15 protein-coding genes are annotated in these 14,757 nt (G+C 51.9%); 10 read left to right on the forward strand and 5 right to left on the reverse strand.

Annotated elements, in window-relative coordinates:
• Window positions 1-5: 5 nt before the first annotated feature.
• The gene (locus tag F0Q32_RS06645) at window positions 6-1,364 is read right to left on the reverse strand and encodes an aromatic acid/H+ symport family MFS transporter (RefSeq protein ID WP_149462461.1); all 1,359 of its coding nucleotides are present in this window, start codon (window positions 1,362-1,364) and stop codon (window positions 6-8) included.
• 125 nt (window positions 1,365-1,489) lie between these two features.
• Here F0Q32_RS06645 and F0Q32_RS06650 point away from each other — a divergent pair, with 125 nt between their 5' ends.
• From F0Q32_RS06650 to F0Q32_RS06695, 10 genes are all read left to right on the forward strand, one after another.
• Window positions 1,490-2,413, forward strand: coding sequence for a LysR substrate-binding domain-containing protein (locus tag F0Q32_RS06650; protein WP_149462462.1), 924 nt, complete (start codon window positions 1,490-1,492; stop codon window positions 2,411-2,413).
• A 105-nt stretch (window positions 2,414-2,518) separates the two neighbouring features.
• Complete coding sequence (locus F0Q32_RS06655; RefSeq protein WP_149462463.1) at window positions 2,519-2,917, forward strand: CidA/LrgA family protein; 399 nt, start codon at window positions 2,519-2,521, stop codon at window positions 2,915-2,917.
• Entirely contained in the window at window positions 2,914-3,609 is a 696-nt protein-coding gene (locus F0Q32_RS06660) for a CidB/LrgB family autolysis modulator (RefSeq protein ID WP_149462464.1), read from the forward strand. The genes F0Q32_RS06655 and F0Q32_RS06660 overlap by 4 nt, the downstream gene beginning before the upstream one ends.
• A gap of 126 nt (window positions 3,610-3,735) precedes the next feature.
• A complete protein-coding gene (gene cdd / locus F0Q32_RS06665) occupies window positions 3,736-4,620 on the forward strand; it encodes a cytidine deaminase (protein WP_149462465.1) in 885 nt (294 codons plus the stop codon).
• A gap of 122 nt (window positions 4,621-4,742) precedes the next feature.
• Window positions 4,743-5,453, forward strand: a complete 711-nt coding sequence (gene sanA, locus F0Q32_RS06670; protein ID WP_015963741.1) for an outer membrane permeability protein SanA — start codon at window positions 4,743-4,745, stop codon at window positions 5,451-5,453.
• Between the two features lie 121 nt (window positions 5,454-5,574).
• Entirely contained in the window at window positions 5,575-5,787 is a 213-nt protein-coding gene (locus tag F0Q32_RS26130) for a hypothetical protein (protein WP_188016840.1), read from the forward strand.
• A gap of 24 nt (window positions 5,788-5,811) precedes the next feature.
• Entirely contained in the window at window positions 5,812-6,270 is a 459-nt protein-coding gene (locus F0Q32_RS06680) for a helix-turn-helix transcriptional regulator (RefSeq protein WP_149462466.1), read from the forward strand.
• Window positions 6,271-6,499: 229 nt separating this feature from the next.
• Window positions 6,500-7,741, forward strand: coding sequence for an NAD(P)-dependent oxidoreductase (locus tag F0Q32_RS06685; RefSeq protein WP_149462467.1), 1,242 nt, complete (start codon window positions 6,500-6,502; stop codon window positions 7,739-7,741).
• Window positions 7,735-8,970, forward strand: coding sequence for an NAD-dependent dihydropyrimidine dehydrogenase subunit PreA (gene preA / locus F0Q32_RS06690; protein WP_149462468.1), 1,236 nt, complete (start codon window positions 7,735-7,737; stop codon window positions 8,968-8,970). Before F0Q32_RS06685 ends, preA begins: the two co-directional genes overlap by 7 nt.
• A 46-nt stretch (window positions 8,971-9,016) precedes the next feature.
• The gene (locus F0Q32_RS06695; protein WP_149462469.1) at window positions 9,017-9,484 is read left to right on the forward strand and encodes a DUF1097 domain-containing protein; all 468 of its coding nucleotides are present in this window, start codon (window positions 9,017-9,019) and stop codon (window positions 9,482-9,484) included.
• A 192-nt stretch (window positions 9,485-9,676) separates the two neighbouring features.
• Here the strand turns inward: F0Q32_RS06695 and mglC are convergent, their stop codons facing one another.
• The 4 genes from mglC to galS all read right to left on the reverse strand — a co-directional run bounded on the left by mglC (window position 9,677) and on the right by galS (window position 14,640).
• Entirely contained in the window at window positions 9,677-10,687 is a 1,011-nt protein-coding gene (mglC, locus tag F0Q32_RS06700; RefSeq protein ID WP_149462470.1) for a galactose/methyl galactoside ABC transporter permease MglC, read from the reverse strand.
• A gap of 15 nt (window positions 10,688-10,702) precedes the next feature.
• Window positions 10,703-12,223: a galactose/methyl galactoside ABC transporter ATP-binding protein MglA gene (gene mglA / locus F0Q32_RS06705; protein ID WP_149462471.1), complete on the reverse strand. Its 1,521-nt coding sequence runs from the start codon at window positions 12,221-12,223 to the stop codon at window positions 10,703-10,705.
• A 102-nt stretch (window positions 12,224-12,325) separates the two neighbouring features.
• Window positions 12,326-13,324 carry a galactose/glucose ABC transporter substrate-binding protein MglB gene (gene mglB / locus F0Q32_RS06710; RefSeq protein WP_149462472.1) on the reverse strand — a complete coding sequence of 333 codons (999 nt, stop codon included), beginning with the start codon at window positions 13,322-13,324 and terminating at the stop codon, window positions 12,326-12,328.
• Window positions 13,325-13,617: 293 nt separating this feature from the next.
• The gene (gene galS / locus F0Q32_RS06715) at window positions 13,618-14,640 is read right to left on the reverse strand and encodes an HTH-type transcriptional regulator GalS (RefSeq protein ID WP_149462502.1); all 1,023 of its coding nucleotides are present in this window, start codon (window positions 14,638-14,640) and stop codon (window positions 13,618-13,620) included.
• Between the last annotated feature and the right edge of the window lie 117 nt (window positions 14,641-14,757).

Raw genomic sequence — 14,757 nt, forward strand, 5'->3', positions numbered from 1 at the left:
TCTCCTTATTTATTCGCCACGCCCGCGGCAGGCAGCGTGTTGGGTACCGTTGTCGTCCGGCGAACAGCTAACGTCAGTAGCGTCAACATCAAGGCGCTAATGGCTGCCGGGACGGCAATCACGTAAAAAAGAGTGTCGAAAGAGAAGTTCATCGCCATCATCACCCCGCCGGAAAGCGAGCCGACAATCGCACCGCAGCGCCCTACCGCGTTAGACCAGCTCACGCCTGTTGCGCGGCTTTGGGTCGGGTAGAGCATGGCGGTTAAGGCGTTCAGCCCGACCTGCGAGCCGCTGATGCCAATCCCAGTGCCGAAAATCGCCAGCGCCATCAGCCACAGGCCGTTTTCGCTCAGGCCAATCATCACAATGCACACCGCGCCCAGCGCATAGCTCACCGCCAGCACCCGGAAAGGATTGAATTTGTCCATTAATACGCCGAGCAGAATTGCGCCCATCGTGCCGCCAATCTGGAACGCCGCCGTCACCCATGACGCATGTTGCAGGTCGATACCACGATGGTTTAGCAGCGTCGGCATCCAGCTTGAGAGTAAATAGATAATCAGCAGGCTCATAAAGAACACCACCCACAGCATCAGCGTGATGGCAAGCTGACGTCCGGCAAAAAGCTGACCAATGCTGCCCTTGTGGAGCGAGGTCGGCTCATCGAGCCAGAAAGTAGTGTCGTCATAGCGCTCTTTAGTCATCTCACTGACCAACTGCGCGATGTGCGGCTGAGGGCGCTGACGGCGTACCATCCAGCGGGGCGATTCCGGCAACGCAACCAGCAAATAGAAGAACAGGATCATCGGCAGCACGCCGCCGAGCACCAGTATGCCCGCCCAGCCAATCATGCCCACCAGTTGCGCACTGACGATCCCGCCAAAAGCGGAGCCGAGCGTGAAGCCGCAGAACATCAGGGTTACCAACGCGCCGCGACGGCGAGTTGGCAGGTATTCTGAGGTCATGGTGATGGTATTGGGCATCGCCCCACCCAGCCCAAGGCCGGTTAAGAAGCGCAGGATAACCAGCGTTTCAAGGTCTGGTGAAAAGGCGGATAGCAGACTGAGGATGCCAAAAAACGCTACGCACCACTCTATGACGCGTTTGCGACCAAAGCGATCGGAGAGCGGTCCACACAGCAGCGCCCCGGCGGTGAGCCCAACCAGGCCTGCACCAAATAACGGGGCCAGTTCTGCCGCCGTTAACTGCCAGTGTCCACGTATATCGGGGGCGATAAAGCCAATTGCCGCCGTATCGAATCCATCCATCATCACCACCAGAAAACAGCAGATAATGACACGCCACTGGAGCGCGCCGATGGGGGCTGCATCAATCAGAGCTTGTAGTTCACGTCGTTGAGTCATGGTAAATGCCTCAGGTGTGTAGGGTAGATGTTGTATTTGTTGTTTGTATGTAGCAAGTTTGTGGTAATTGAAATGCGTTGTACAATGGCTTTCCATGCAGAGTCATAACCTGGAGGTTATTGCTGATGGCAAACTGGACGCAAAAACTGAAGCTTCATCACCTGCAAATGCTGGTCGCGCTGGGCGAGCAGTGCAATCTGACCCAGGTGGCGAAACAGATGCATATCACCCAACCCGCCCTTTCCAAGTGGCTGACACAGTTCGAGGAAGAGGTCGGGATCACACTTTTCGAGCGTCACAGCAAAGGCTTACGCCCTTCTGAAGGCGGAAAACTACTGCTCCAGCATGCTCAACGGTTAATCAACGATCTCGAACGTTCCCAGTTTGAGGTGGAGCGTTTCAAACAGGGCGGCCTGGTCGGCAGCCTGAAAATTGGTTGCTCTCCGGTGGCGACAGATTGCGTATCACAGGCGATTTTCCCTCTTCTAAAAGAAATGCCTTCTTTGCACCTGAATATCGAAGAGAAAGTGATGACGCCACTGCTGCATGATTTGCAATCAGGCGTGGTGGATGTGGTGGTCGGACGTATCGGCGGACGGGCGCTGGAGCTGCCGTTGAATTATCAGGTGTTATATACGGAACCCGTTTGTTTCGTTGCCCGCACCGATCATCCGCTTGCCACGTACGAGCGATTAAGCTGGAAGGATCTGGAACCCTGGCGCTGGATAGTCTGGCCCACCGGCACGCCCATCCGCCAGAGCATTGATAACGCGCTGGTTGATAACGGCGTGATGCTGCCGGAGAACACCATTGAATCAGCGTCAATGAACGTCAGCGTCAACCTGCTGCAAAGCAGCGAGATGATTTCTATTCTCTCCCTGCGTCTGGCAGAACGCTACGCTCAACAGAGACAGCTCACGATTCTGGCGTTGCCGAAGATTGAGCAGAAAGGCAGCGTCGGCGTATTCTGGAGAAAAAACGATCAGCCCTCGCAGGCCCTGAGTCGCTTTCTTTATCATTTATCACATCCGCTTCAGTCAGATGCCTGATGTTCCGCTTGTCTATGTCAGGTATGCTCACAATTCATGATGTGATCAGTAGCACATTTCCGGCTTTAATTGTATGATGAATGCGTTCCATCAAGGGTAACCAACATGAGCAAATCGCTGAATATTATCTGGCAATACCTGCGTGCTTTCGTCCTGATATACGCCTGTTTGTATGCGGGAATTTTTATCGCCTCGCTGCTACCGATCACCATCCCCGGCAGTATTATCGGGATGCTGATTATGTTCGTCTTACTGGCTCTGCAAATCCTGCCGTCGAAGTGGGTTTTGCCGGGCTGTTACATTCTCATCCGCTATATGGCGCTGCTGTTCGTGCCTATCGGCGTTGGCGTGATGCAATATTACGACCTGCTCAGCGCCCAGTTTGGCCCTATTGTCGTCTCCTGCGCGGTCAGTACGCTCGTTGTTTTCCTGGTGGTGAGCTGGAGTTCGCACATTATTCATGGCGAACGCAAAGTCGTCGGTCAAAAAGGAACGGATGAATGATGCATTATATCTGGTGGTCGTTGCCGCTGACGCTGGTGGTCTTTTTTGCCGCGCGCTGGCTGGCTGCACGGGTAAAATTTCCGCTGCTCAATCCCCTGTTAGTGGCGATGGTAGTGATTATTCCCATCCTCCTGCTGACCGGCACGCCTTACGATCACTATTTCCAGGGCAGTAAAGTGCTTAACGATCTGCTGCAACCGGCGGTCGTGGCCCTCGCCTTTCCACTGTATGAACAGCTGCATCAAATCCGCGCGCGCTGGAAATCCATTATCACCATCTGCTTTTTCGGCAGCGTAGTGGCAATGGTGACCGGTACCTCGGTGGCGCTGCTGATGGGCGCATCGCCCGAAATTGCCGCCTCTATTTTACCGAAATCGGTCACGACGCCTATCGCGATGGCCGTCGGCGGCAGTATTGGCGGTATTCCAGCCATTAGCGCCGTCTGCGTGATTTTCGTCGGTATTCTGGGTGCGGTCTTTGGCCATACCCTGCTGAACCTGATGCGCATTAATACCAAAGCCGCGCGTGGTCTGGCGATGGGAACCGCGTCGCACGCCCTGGGGACCGCTCGCTGTGCGGAAGTGGATTATCAGGAAGGCGCATTCAGTTCGCTGGCGCTGGTGCTGTGCGGGATTATTACCTCGCTCGTCGCCCCGTTCCTGTTCCCGATTATTCTCTCTGTCGTCGGCTAAAATGCGACAAGTCACACATTTTGCAAAACGATTGCATGTGTTGCATAAATAATGAGATTTAGATCACTCATTTAAGCGTAATCGGCACGTACACTGTTCACCCTTACACTGTTACGAGGCAACGCCATGCACCCACGTTTTCAATCTGCTTTTTCGCAACTGCCTGCGGACCTGCAAACAGCCATTGCTCCTGTGCTGGCTGATGCGCATTTCTCCGCGATGCTGAGCGCCGGGCAGGTCTCATCGCTGCGTAGCGCGACAGGACTGGACGAAGACGCGCTGGCCTTCGCGCTTCTGCCGCTGGCTGCTGCCTGCGCGCGCGCCGACCTTTCCCACTTCAACGTTGGCGCCATTGCGCGCGGCATCAGCGGAACCTGGTACTTCGGCGGCAATATGGAATTTTTGGGCGCGACCATGCAGCAAACCGTCCACGCCGAACAAAGCGCGATCAGCCACGCCTGGCTGCGCGGTGAAAAAGCTCTCGCTGCGATCACCGTCAACTACACCCCTTGCGGCCACTGCCGTCAGTTTATGAATGAACTGAACAGCGGGCTGGCGCTGCGTATCAACCTGCCGGGCCGTGCGCCCCATACGCTGAAAGATTATTTACCCGATGCGTTTGGGCCGAAAGATCTCGACATCAAAACGTTACTGATGGATGAGCAGAATCACGGGTACCCACTGGAAGGTGATGCGTTAACTCAGGCGGCCATTAAAGCCGCGAATAGAAGTCATACGCCATACAGCAAATCGCCTTCCGGCGTGGCGCTGGAACTGGCCGATGGCACAATTTTTAGCGGAAGCTACGCTGAAAACGCGGCCTTCAACCCAACGCTACCGCCATTGCAGGGCGCACTGAATCTGTTAAGCCTGCATGGTTATGATTATCCTGCCATTACCCGCGCGATGCTTGCCGAACGCGCCGATGCGCCACTCATCCAGTGGGATGCGACGGTGGCGACGCTGAAAGCGTTAGGCTGCCAGAACATCGACCGCGTTCTTCTCGGTTAATCTTTCAGTGCGGGCGAAAGCCCGCAACTGGTGAATTTCCCTGCAATTAACACGCTGATTCTTGCTCTTAAGCGGCGGGTAAAGTAGCCTGAAGACTCCTTTTCACCATCATTGAGCCTTTTATGTTGAAGCGCGTGTTTTACAGCCTGTTAGTCCTGCTCGGCCTGCTGCTGTTGACCGTGTTAGGTCTCGATCGCTGGATGAGCTGGAAAACGGCGCCGTATATCTATGACGATCTGCAGGATCTCCCTTACCGCCAGGTGGGTGTCGTATTAGGCACCGCCAAGTATTACCGCAAAGGCGTGATTAACCAGTATTACCGTTATCGTATTCAGGGCGCGCTGAATGCATATAACAGCGGCAAAGTGAATTATCTGCTACTGAGCGGCGATAACGCGCTACAAAGCTATAACGAGCCGATGACCATGCGCAAAGATTTCATTGCCGCCGGCGTCGACCCGGCGGATATTGTGCTCGATTACGCCGGTTTCCGTACGCTTGATTCCATCGTCCGTACGCGTAAAGTCTTCGATACCAACGATTTTATTATTATCACCCAACGTTTCCACTGCGAACGTGCGCTGTTTATCGCGCTACATATGGGTATTCAGGCCCAGTGCTACGCTGTTCCCTCACCGAAAGATATGTGGAACGTTCGCCTGCGCGAATTCGGCGCGCGGTTTGGCGCACTGGCTGACCTGTATGTCTTCAAACGCGAACCCCGCTTTTTAGGTCCACTCATTCCGATTCCGACACAGCATGAAGTGCCGGAAGATGCGCAGGGGTATCCGGCTGTCACGCCAGAGCAATTGTTGAAATTGCAGAAGCCGTAATGTGTGGAATGTTACGCATTAAATCGCTAAATGGCTGTTAATGAGTAAAAATTTACTCATTAATTGCGAAATATGGCATTAATGCGTAAAATATCACTCATTATGTCACTCGGGAGTCATCATGGAGAATTTAACGATACAGGCGTTTTTGCAACGCGAGTGGGTCGACATTGCCCAGATCTCATTCCCCCGCAGTGATGAAAACAACTGGCGCATAACCGAGTTACACTATCAGTCAGACTATGCCATTGAGTATCTGGAGTGTACTCAGAGAACGCGGCGTGCCGGAACAAATCATGTCCATGCCATCGATTGGATTCAAATTTATTGCTGATAAATTACATCGCTGGGGTTTGCTATGACAGATAAAGACAGAGATGGCGATATCAAAAAAAACATTGCCCGATTACGTGAGCAAAACCGACAACCCTATTCAACGTCAGGCGTAGCAGCACCGCTCCTACATGCTCCGGAGGAAAAATTGCTACGCGCTCGCGTAACGGAGAATATTGAAAAAATCGATACCGCAGAGAGAAACGCACTGATGAATGCAATCAGTTTGCAACTTCTCATGGGGAATATCACGCAGGGAGAAGCCCTGAAGCGCATGCGTATCAACCTGGTGGGAATGAAACAGGATGCTTATGCCCAGCTTGTTGGCGTATCACGTAAAACCATTTCCGATATTGAAAACAATAAAATAAATAATTCGATTGAAACACTCAATAAAGTATTCAAGCCCTTCGGCCTGCAATTAGGGCTAATCCCCACCTCGCCACAACGACTAATAAGCTTGTTGAATTCCGCAGAAAAATAAAAGCGAATATATTATTGCAAACAATAACCAGTTATCATTTTGATAATGGTTATTGTTTGCAAGTTAGTATTTACTGCTATCGTTTGCAAATCATCCCGTTATTTAACCTATGTGTGAATAGATTCACAGAATACGCTCATCCCCAGGCATAGCCTTGCTAACAGGTTATTTTTATTATTTATAACGTTATGCGTTCGATTTAATTTACCTAATCATTAAGGAAGATTATATGTCGCAACAAGATTATCTGGATGAGCTAATTCCGGCCTTTACGCCATTGCTGGCGATAAAGGAGGCCTCGCGTTGTTTGTTATGCCACGATGCGCCTTGCAGCCGGGGGTGTCCAGCCCAAACGGACCCGGGTAAATTTATCCGCTCCATCTATTTCCGTAATTTTAAAGGCGCAGCCGAAACCATACGCGAAAATAACGCGCTGGGTGCCGTATGTGCGCGTGTTTGCCCAACCGAAAAATTATGCCAGGCAGAATGTTCGCGATCGGGGATCGATAAACCAATCGACATCGCCCGCCTGCAACGCTTTGTGACTGACTTTGAGCAGCAAACGGGTATGCAGGTTTATCAACCGGGCAGTAAAACGCTCGGTAAAGTGGCGATTGTCGGGGCCGGCCCGGCGGGCTTACAGGCGAGCGTCACGCTTACTCATCTGGGCTATGACGTTACGCTCTTCGAAAAAGAGGCGCAGGCCGGTGGCTGGTTGCGCCACGGTATTCCGGAATTCCGTTTACCGCAGGCCGTGCTGGATAACGAAATTCAGCGCATCATCGATATGGGCGTAACCATCAAATGCAACAGTGAAGTGGGTAAAGACCTGACGCTGGAAGAGCTGAAAGCTCGCCACCGCGCGGTACTGTTGACCGTTGGTTTATCGCAGGGTTCTTCCCTCTCACTCTTTGATGATGCTGAAGACGTTGAAATCGCCGTCGACTTTTTACAACGCGCCAGCCGCGCCAACGGTGAAATTGCCATTCCTCAAAGTGCGTTGATTATCGGCGGCGGCGACGTGGCGATGGATGTCGCCACCACGCTGAAAATGCTGGGCTGCCCTTCTGTCACCTGCGTCGCGCGTGAAACGCTGGATGCATTCCCGGCAAGCGATAAAGAGTTTACCAGCGCTCAGGCACTGGGTGTTTCCATTATTGACGGCTTCACACCGATTGACGTCGCAGGCCATTCGGTCACCTTCCAGCACGTTAGCTTACCGGGCGAACTGAAACTGCACGCCGAGAAAATCATTCTCGCCGTCGGCCAGCATGCGCAGTTTACCGCCTTTAATCATCTGAACGTGCAGCGTAATACAGTGGAAACAACAGATTATCAGACATCTGACCCGACGCTATTTGCTGCGGGCGATATTGTTCAGGGAGATAAAACGGTGGTTTATGCGGTGAAAACCGGGAAGGAAGCCGCACAGTCCATTCACCATTATTTAGAGGGAGCGTGCTCATGTTAACGAAAGATCTTTCTGTTACCTTTTGCGGCGTTAAATTTCCTAACCCGTTCTGCCTCTCTTCTTCACCGGTCGGCAACTGCTATGAAATGTGCGCCAAGGCGTATGATACCGGCTGGGGTGGTGTGGTGTTCAAAACCATCGGCTTCTTTATTGCCAATGAAGTTTCGCCACGTTTCGATCATTTAACCAAAGAGGATACCGGCTTTATCGGCTTCAAAAATATGGAGCAGATTGCTGAGCATCCGCTGGCGGAAAACCTCGAAGCCATTCGTCGGCTGAAAGAAGATTACCCCGATAAAGTGTTGATCGCCTCGATCATGGGAGAAAACGAGCAGCAGTGGCAGGATCTGGCGCATCTGGTTGAGAAAGCCGGTGCCGATATGATCGAGTGTAACTTCTCCTGCCCGCAGATGACCTCTCATGCGATGGGTAGCGATGTCGGTCAAAGCCCGGAACTGGTGGAAAAATATTGCCGCGCGGTGAAACGCGGTTCCTCCCTGCCGATGCTGGCAAAAATGACGCCGAATATTGGTGATATGTGCGACGTGGCGCTGGCGGCAAAACGCGGCGGTGCTGACGGTATTGCGGCAATCAACACCGTGAAATCGATCACTAACATCGACCTGAATCGCAAAATCGGGATGCCGGTGGTCAACGGCAAATCGAGCATTTCCGGTTATTCCGGCAAAGCGGTGAAACCGATCGCTCTGCGCTTTATACAGCAAATGCGTATGCATCCTGAACTGCGTGATTTCCCGATCAGCGGTATCGGCGGGATAGAAACCTGGGAAGACGCAGCTGAGTTTTTACTCCTCGGTGCGGCCACGCTTCAGGTCACAACCGGCATCATGCAGTATGGCTATCGCATCGTAGAAGATATGAGCAGCGGTCTATCGCACTACCTGGCCGATCAGGGCTTTGATTCGATCGATGAGATGTTAGGTCTGGCGAACGCCAATATTGTTCCGGCGGAAGAACTGGATCGCAGCTATATCGTTTATCCGCATATTGCGGAAGATAAATGTGTTGGCTGCGGGCGCTGTTATATTTCCTGCTACGACGGCGGCCACCAGGCAATGGAATGGAATGAAGATACCCGTACGCCGCACTGTGACACCGAGAAGTGCGTTGGCTGCCTGCTCTGCGGTCATGTTTGTCCGGTAGCGTGTATCAGCCCTGGACGCGTAGAGTTCAAGCCTGGCGAGAAAGAGCACGCCGTTTCACTTTAACCTCTAAGGACGAGGACCGGCCTGTTCATGCAGGCCGGGATTAACCATGAGTACACTTGTCGCTATTGCCCTCACTACCGGTATTTTGTCGGGAATTTGGGGCTGGGTCGCCGTGACATGGAGCCTGCTCAGTTGGGCAGGGTTTCTGGGTTGTACTGCCTATTTCGCCTGCCCGCAGGGTGGAGTGAAAGGTCTGGGAATATCTCTGTGTACTGTAATGAGTGGTGTGTTTTGGGCAGAAGTGATTATCTACGGCAGTCAGCTATCCCCTGAGTGGGCCATGCTGGGGTATTTACTTACAGGTGTCGTGGCTTTCGTGATGTGTATTCAGGCAAAAAGCCAGTGGCTCTCTTTTGTTCCAGGCACGTTTATTGGCGCATGTTCTACCTTTGCCGGTCAGGGAGACTGGCAGGCGGTATCCCCGTCACTTTTAGTGGGGCTGCTATTTGGTTACGCGATGAAAAATAGCGGTTTATTACTCGCCGAACGTTGGCCCCAGCCGAAAAAGTCATAAAAAAAGCCCGACATGTTTTTGCACCGGCCTTGCGGCTGATGACAACTGCAACATTGCCTGATGCGCTACGCTTATCAGGCCTACAGGACTTCTGCAATCTTCTGAATTTGCGGGATTTTGTAGGCCGGATAAGGCGTTTTCGCCGCATCCGGCAATGACAATGCGCGCTTTGTCAGCAATATGAAACCCGAATCATTTCTTACGCGCGTATTTCAGTGAATCCAGCGCCACGGCGAAGATGATAATTGCCCCTTTAATAATGTACTGCCAGTACGGGTTAACGCCGATATAGGTCAGGCCGTAGTTAATAACCGTAAAGATAATCACACCGGTCACCACGCCAAGCACGGTACCCACGCCGCCGCTGAAGGAAACGCCACCCACCACGCAGGCTGCAATGGCATCCAGCTCATACATAAAGCCAAGGTTGTTGGTTGCCGACCCGATACGCCCCGCTTCCAGCAGGCCGCCAAAAGCATAGAACACACCTGACAGCGCATAAATCACCAGCAGGTTTACCGCCACGTTTACGCCGGAAACTTTAGCGGCTTCAGGGTTGCCGCCGATTGCGAAAATGTTCTTCCCGAAGCGGGTTTTGTTCCACAGCACCCAGACAAACGCCACGGCAATCAACGCGTAGAAGGTGATATACGACAGGCGGAAACTGCCAAGCGCAATAAAGCCCTGCGCAAAGGTAGAGAAGCCGCTATCAAAGCCAGAAATCGGCGACGCTCCCACAAAGTCGTAATACAGTGAGTTAATCCCGTACACAATAATCATGGTGCCAAGGGTGGTAATAAACGGCGTCACGTTCAGATAAGCAATGATAATGCCGTTGATCAGACCAATAATCGCGCCAATCGCACAAACAATCAGGATAACCAGCGCAATTGGCATGGTCGCCATTTCCGGGAAGACCTTGTTGGCGTTTTCGACGGATTGCAGCAACGTCGCGGCAATCACCGCCGCCAGCCCCACCTGGCGACCAGCGGACAGGTCAGTCCCCTGAGTGACAATCAACCCCGCCACGCCAAGCGCGATGATAATACGCACCGAGGACTGAGTCAGAATATTACTTAAGTTCAGCAGACTTAAGAAGGTGGGGTCCTGGAAAATAATAATCGCCAGCAGAACCAAAAGAACGACGTAAATACCGCCCTCTTTCAGATAAGTGAGAAAGCTTTTTTTATTTAACGCACTCATGTCGAGCCCCTGATCTTAAAGGTGCAATGACGCAAGACGGAGAATTTCGTTTTGCGTTGTTGTTTTTGTTTCAACAATTCCGGCAACCAGACCGTTGCTCATTACCAGAATACGATCGGTAATACCCAGCAGTTCCGGCATTTCGGATGAAATAATAATGATCCCTTTATCTTTCTTCGCCAGCTCAGCAATCAGCTGATAAATTTCAAATTTCGCGCCGACGTCAATTCCGCGGGTCGGTTCATCAAGCATTAAAATCTCAGGCTGCGTTAACAGCCAACGGCCAATGATCACCTTTTGCTGGTTACCGCCGGAGAGAGAGCCAATTTGTGTATGATGCCCCGGCGTTTTCACGCGCATGGAATCAATAACCCATTGGGTATCGCTCTTCATGCGGGAATTATCGAGAAGCCCGACTTTGTTTTTATAATTTTTGATATTGGAGATCAGCGAGTTAAAGCCGATATCCAGATAAGCATAAATACCGGTTGAGCGACGCTCTTCGGTCACCAACGCAAAGCCGTTATTGATGGCTTCATTGGCGTTGTGGTTATTAATTTTTTTGCCATGCAGCGTGATGGTACCGGACGATTTTTCGCGCACACCAAACAGCGTTTCAACGATGTCGGTACGTTTTGCCCCCACCAGCCCGGCGATACCCAGAATTTCACCTTTACGCAGTTGGAAAGATACATCACGAATCGACGGCTGACGCAACGAGGTCAGGTTCTGCACGTCCAGGATAACCTCACCCGGCGTATTGGAACGATCCGGGAAGCGCTGATTCAATGAGCGGCCCACCATCATGGCGATGATTTTGTCCATATCCAGCCCTTCCAGCGGCTGGGTGGCGATCCACTGGCCATCGCGCAAAACGGTAATTTCATCACACAGCTGAAAGATCTCTTCCATTTTGTGAGAGATATAGACAATGCCGCAGCCACGATCTTTCAGCTTGCGAATGATCGTAAACAGGTGATTAACTTCTTTCTCGGTCAGAGACGAAGTCGGCTCATCCATGATGACGATTTTGGCGTTATAGGAAAACGCTTTAGCGATTTCAATCATCTGCATTTGTGAAACGGACAACGTGCCGACACGCGCGCGCGGGTCAATATCGATATCCAGTTCATCAAAAATCGCTTTGGTATCGCGGTACATTTTTTCCTGATCGACAAACACGCCTTTTGCCGGATAACGACCCAGCCACATGTTGTCCATCACGGAGCGTTGCAGCACCAGGTTCAATTCCTGGTGAACCATTGATATACCATTTTCCAGCGCTTCTTTCGCCGAATGGAAATCAATCTCCTGGCCCTGAAAAATAATGCTACCGGAATCTTTTTGATAGATCCCAAACAGGCATTTTAATAACGTCGATTTACCGGCGCCGTTTTCCCCCATAAGCGCATGGATAGAATGCGGGCGGACCTTTAAATTGACATTATCGAGTGCTTTAACGCCTGGAAACGACTTGTTGATATGACTCATTTCCAACAAGAATTCGCCCGACGACTCTCTATTATCGCTGACCATAGTTTTACCTGGCTGCTGGTTTTTAATGGCTATTTACGCGAAATAGCCATGGTCTTTATCGGTAATAAAGGGCGCACTCACGTGCGCCCAAAGATAATAAAATTACTTGTTGGTAAATTCGCTGAGATTTTCTTTATCTACGCCAACATACGGCACGCGAACCACTTTATTTTCGATTTTCCAGTTCGTGCCTTCCGCCGCGGCTTTACCATCGGCCAGGTTTTTTGCCAGATCGAAAGTGGCTTTCGCCTGGTTATTCGCATCGTTCAGAACCGTACCGGCCATTGCGCCGGATTTAACCAGCGCCAGCGCTTCTGGCAATGCATCGACGCCGAATACCGGAATGCTGCTCTTGTTGTGCGCTTTCAGTGCTTCAACCGCACCCATTGCCATCGCATCGTTGTTGGCGATAACCACTTCGATTTTGTTGGCGTTCGGGCCAGAGAGCCAGGCGTCCATTTTATCTTTAGCCTGTGCGGTATCCCACATGGCGGTATCTAACTGCAATTGCTGAGTTTTCAGCCCCTTCTCATTCAGCTCTTTGATAACGTAGGTGGTACGTGCTTCTGCATCCGGGTGCCCCGGCTCGCCTTTCAGCAGTACAAACTGTACCTGACCATCTTTGTTCAGATCCCAGTTCGGGTTAGCCGCCCAGTGCTTGGCGATCAGATCGCCCTGAATAATGCCGGACTCTTTGGAGTCGGTCCCGACGTAAAACGCTTTGTCGTAGCTGTCCAGCGCCTTACGGGAAGGTTCTTTGTTGAAGAAAACAATAGGCACATTCTGGCCGCGTGCTTTCTCAATCACGGTGCCTGCCGCTGCCGGGTCAACCAGGTTGATCGCCAGTGCTTTAACGCCCTTCGCCAGCAGCACGTCAATCTGATCGTTCTGTTTGGACTGGTCGTTCTGAGAGTCGTTCATCAGCAGTTGCACATCCGGCGCTGCTTTGGCGTCTTTCTCGATAGCTTTGCGGACCACGGACATAAAGTTATCGTCATACTTATAAATCGTCACACCAATGCGGGTATCAGCAGCGTGCGCCGCGGCACCGAATAACATGCTTGCCATCACAGCAGACAGGGTTAACACCTTCTTATTCATGGTATCTCCGGTTTTATTATGCAGGGTAGTTCGTATGGGAAAAGTCGACGGTCAGTGTTAAATAAACGTTACTGCACGACGAAATTTATTCTTAAGTAAAATGACTCTTCCGTAGTCGATAACGCGCCATAGTGCGTTTTATTGCTTGCTTTCGGCTTTACTGCTATAGAAAAAGTGATTAATCACCGTGACGTAACGTTTGGCCTTTACAAACGCTGACATCATAGTCAGCACAATGTTAATATACTGTGAAATCACTCACAGATTGAAAACGGTTACATCGAGTGATGAAATCAGTTAGTGACGGGCAGCACAGATTGCCGCTGAGCAACCGAATGACGTCGCACCAGCGTAGGCATAAAACAATGCGTTGCCGACGCATCAAGCTTGCCTGCCGCGCCCAGTAAAGCCAGTTCAGTCGCCAGTTTTGCCATGGAAACAATCGGGTAGCGAATGGTGGTGAGTTGCGGATCGGTGTAGCGCGCCAGCGGAATATCATCAAACCCAATAACTGAAACCTGCTGTGGCACCGCAATGCCGTTATCTTTTAGCGCAGTGAGTGCGCCAGCAGCCATATTATCGTTATAGGAAAACACCGCCGTCAGGCCCGGATTGCGCCCCAGCAGTTCAACCATTGCGGCTTCCCCACCCTGCATATCCGGCGACCCGGTACCTATCCAGCTTTCAGGTGCCGTGATGCCCTGCTCGCGTAATGCGCGTTGCCAGCCTTCACGACGCAGGTCTTCATCTTCAATCTGATGGCTGGAGGCAAGATAACCAATGCGCTGGTGCCCGTGATTCAACAATGTGCGCGTTGCCATTACCGCGCCACTCACGTTGTCCAATCCCACGCAACGATGCGCATATCCCGGCACGATGCGGTTAATCAGCACCATTCCCGGAATGTGATCCATAAAATCACCCAGCTCGCGATCGCTAAGGGCTTTTGAGTGCACAATAAGCGCGCTGCACCGCTGGCGGATCAATACCTCAATAGCATTACGCTCTTTTTCCGCTTCATGGTAGCTGTTACCGATAAGGACATATTTTTGCTGCAACTGGGCAATGGTATCGACGGCTTTTACCAGCGCGCCAAAAAAGGGATCGGAGACGTCCATTACCACCACCCCGATGGTATCGCTCACCTGCGTCGCCAGCGCCTGCGCATTGGCGTTAGGCCGATAGCCCAGCGCCGCAACCGCTTTCATTACCGTCTCGCGCGTTTCCGGGCTGACCAACGCGCTGTTATTCAGAACGCGAGAAACCGTTGCCACCGATACGCCCGCCTGACGCGCCACATCACGAATGGTGATCATCGCCACCGCCCTGCTGTGCATTGCTGCCATTCATAGCCAAACCCTCTTTCTGGGAAGAGCGCTATTCTGGCAACGAATGCACCGGCGCTACGTGAAGGAGGTCACACGGCTGGAAAC

The organism is Pseudocitrobacter sp. 73 (assembly GCF_008369545.1).
In the GTDB taxonomy this organism is placed as follows: domain Bacteria; phylum Pseudomonadota; class Gammaproteobacteria; order Enterobacterales; family Enterobacteriaceae; genus Pseudocitrobacter; species Pseudocitrobacter vendiensis.

Coding starts and splice junctions, on each gene's coding strand:
- F0Q32_RS06645 (WP_149462461.1), bottom strand. CDS start 1,364: ATGACTCAACGACGTGAACTACAAGCTCTGATTGATGCAGCCCCCATC.
- F0Q32_RS06650 (WP_149462462.1), top strand. CDS start 1,490: ATGGCAAACTGGACGCAAAAACTGAAGCTTCATCACCTGCAAATGCTG.
- F0Q32_RS06655 (WP_149462463.1), top strand. CDS start 2,519: ATGAGCAAATCGCTGAATATTATCTGGCAATACCTGCGTGCTTTCGTC.
- F0Q32_RS06660 (WP_149462464.1), top strand. CDS start 2,914: ATGATGCATTATATCTGGTGGTCGTTGCCGCTGACGCTGGTGGTCTTT.
- cdd (WP_149462465.1), top strand. CDS start 3,736: ATGCACCCACGTTTTCAATCTGCTTTTTCGCAACTGCCTGCGGACCTG.
- sanA (WP_015963741.1), top strand. CDS start 4,743: ATGTTGAAGCGCGTGTTTTACAGCCTGTTAGTCCTGCTCGGCCTGCTG.
- F0Q32_RS26130 (WP_188016840.1), top strand. CDS start 5,575: ATGGAGAATTTAACGATACAGGCGTTTTTGCAACGCGAGTGGGTCGAC.
- F0Q32_RS06680 (WP_149462466.1), top strand. CDS start 5,812: ATGACAGATAAAGACAGAGATGGCGATATCAAAAAAAACATTGCCCGA.
- F0Q32_RS06685 (WP_149462467.1), top strand. CDS start 6,500: ATGTCGCAACAAGATTATCTGGATGAGCTAATTCCGGCCTTTACGCCA.
- preA (WP_149462468.1), top strand. CDS start 7,735: ATGTTAACGAAAGATCTTTCTGTTACCTTTTGCGGCGTTAAATTTCCT.
- F0Q32_RS06695 (WP_149462469.1), top strand. CDS start 9,017: ATGAGTACACTTGTCGCTATTGCCCTCACTACCGGTATTTTGTCGGGA.
- mglC (WP_149462470.1), bottom strand. CDS start 10,687: ATGAGTGCGTTAAATAAAAAAAGCTTTCTCACTTATCTGAAAGAGGGC.
- mglA (WP_149462471.1), bottom strand. CDS start 12,223: ATGGTCAGCGATAATAGAGAGTCGTCGGGCGAATTCTTGTTGGAAATG.
- mglB (WP_149462472.1), bottom strand. CDS start 13,324: ATGAATAAGAAGGTGTTAACCCTGTCTGCTGTGATGGCAAGCATGTTA.
- galS (WP_149462502.1), bottom strand. CDS start 14,640: ATGATCACCATTCGTGATGTGGCGCGTCAGGCGGGCGTATCGGTGGCA.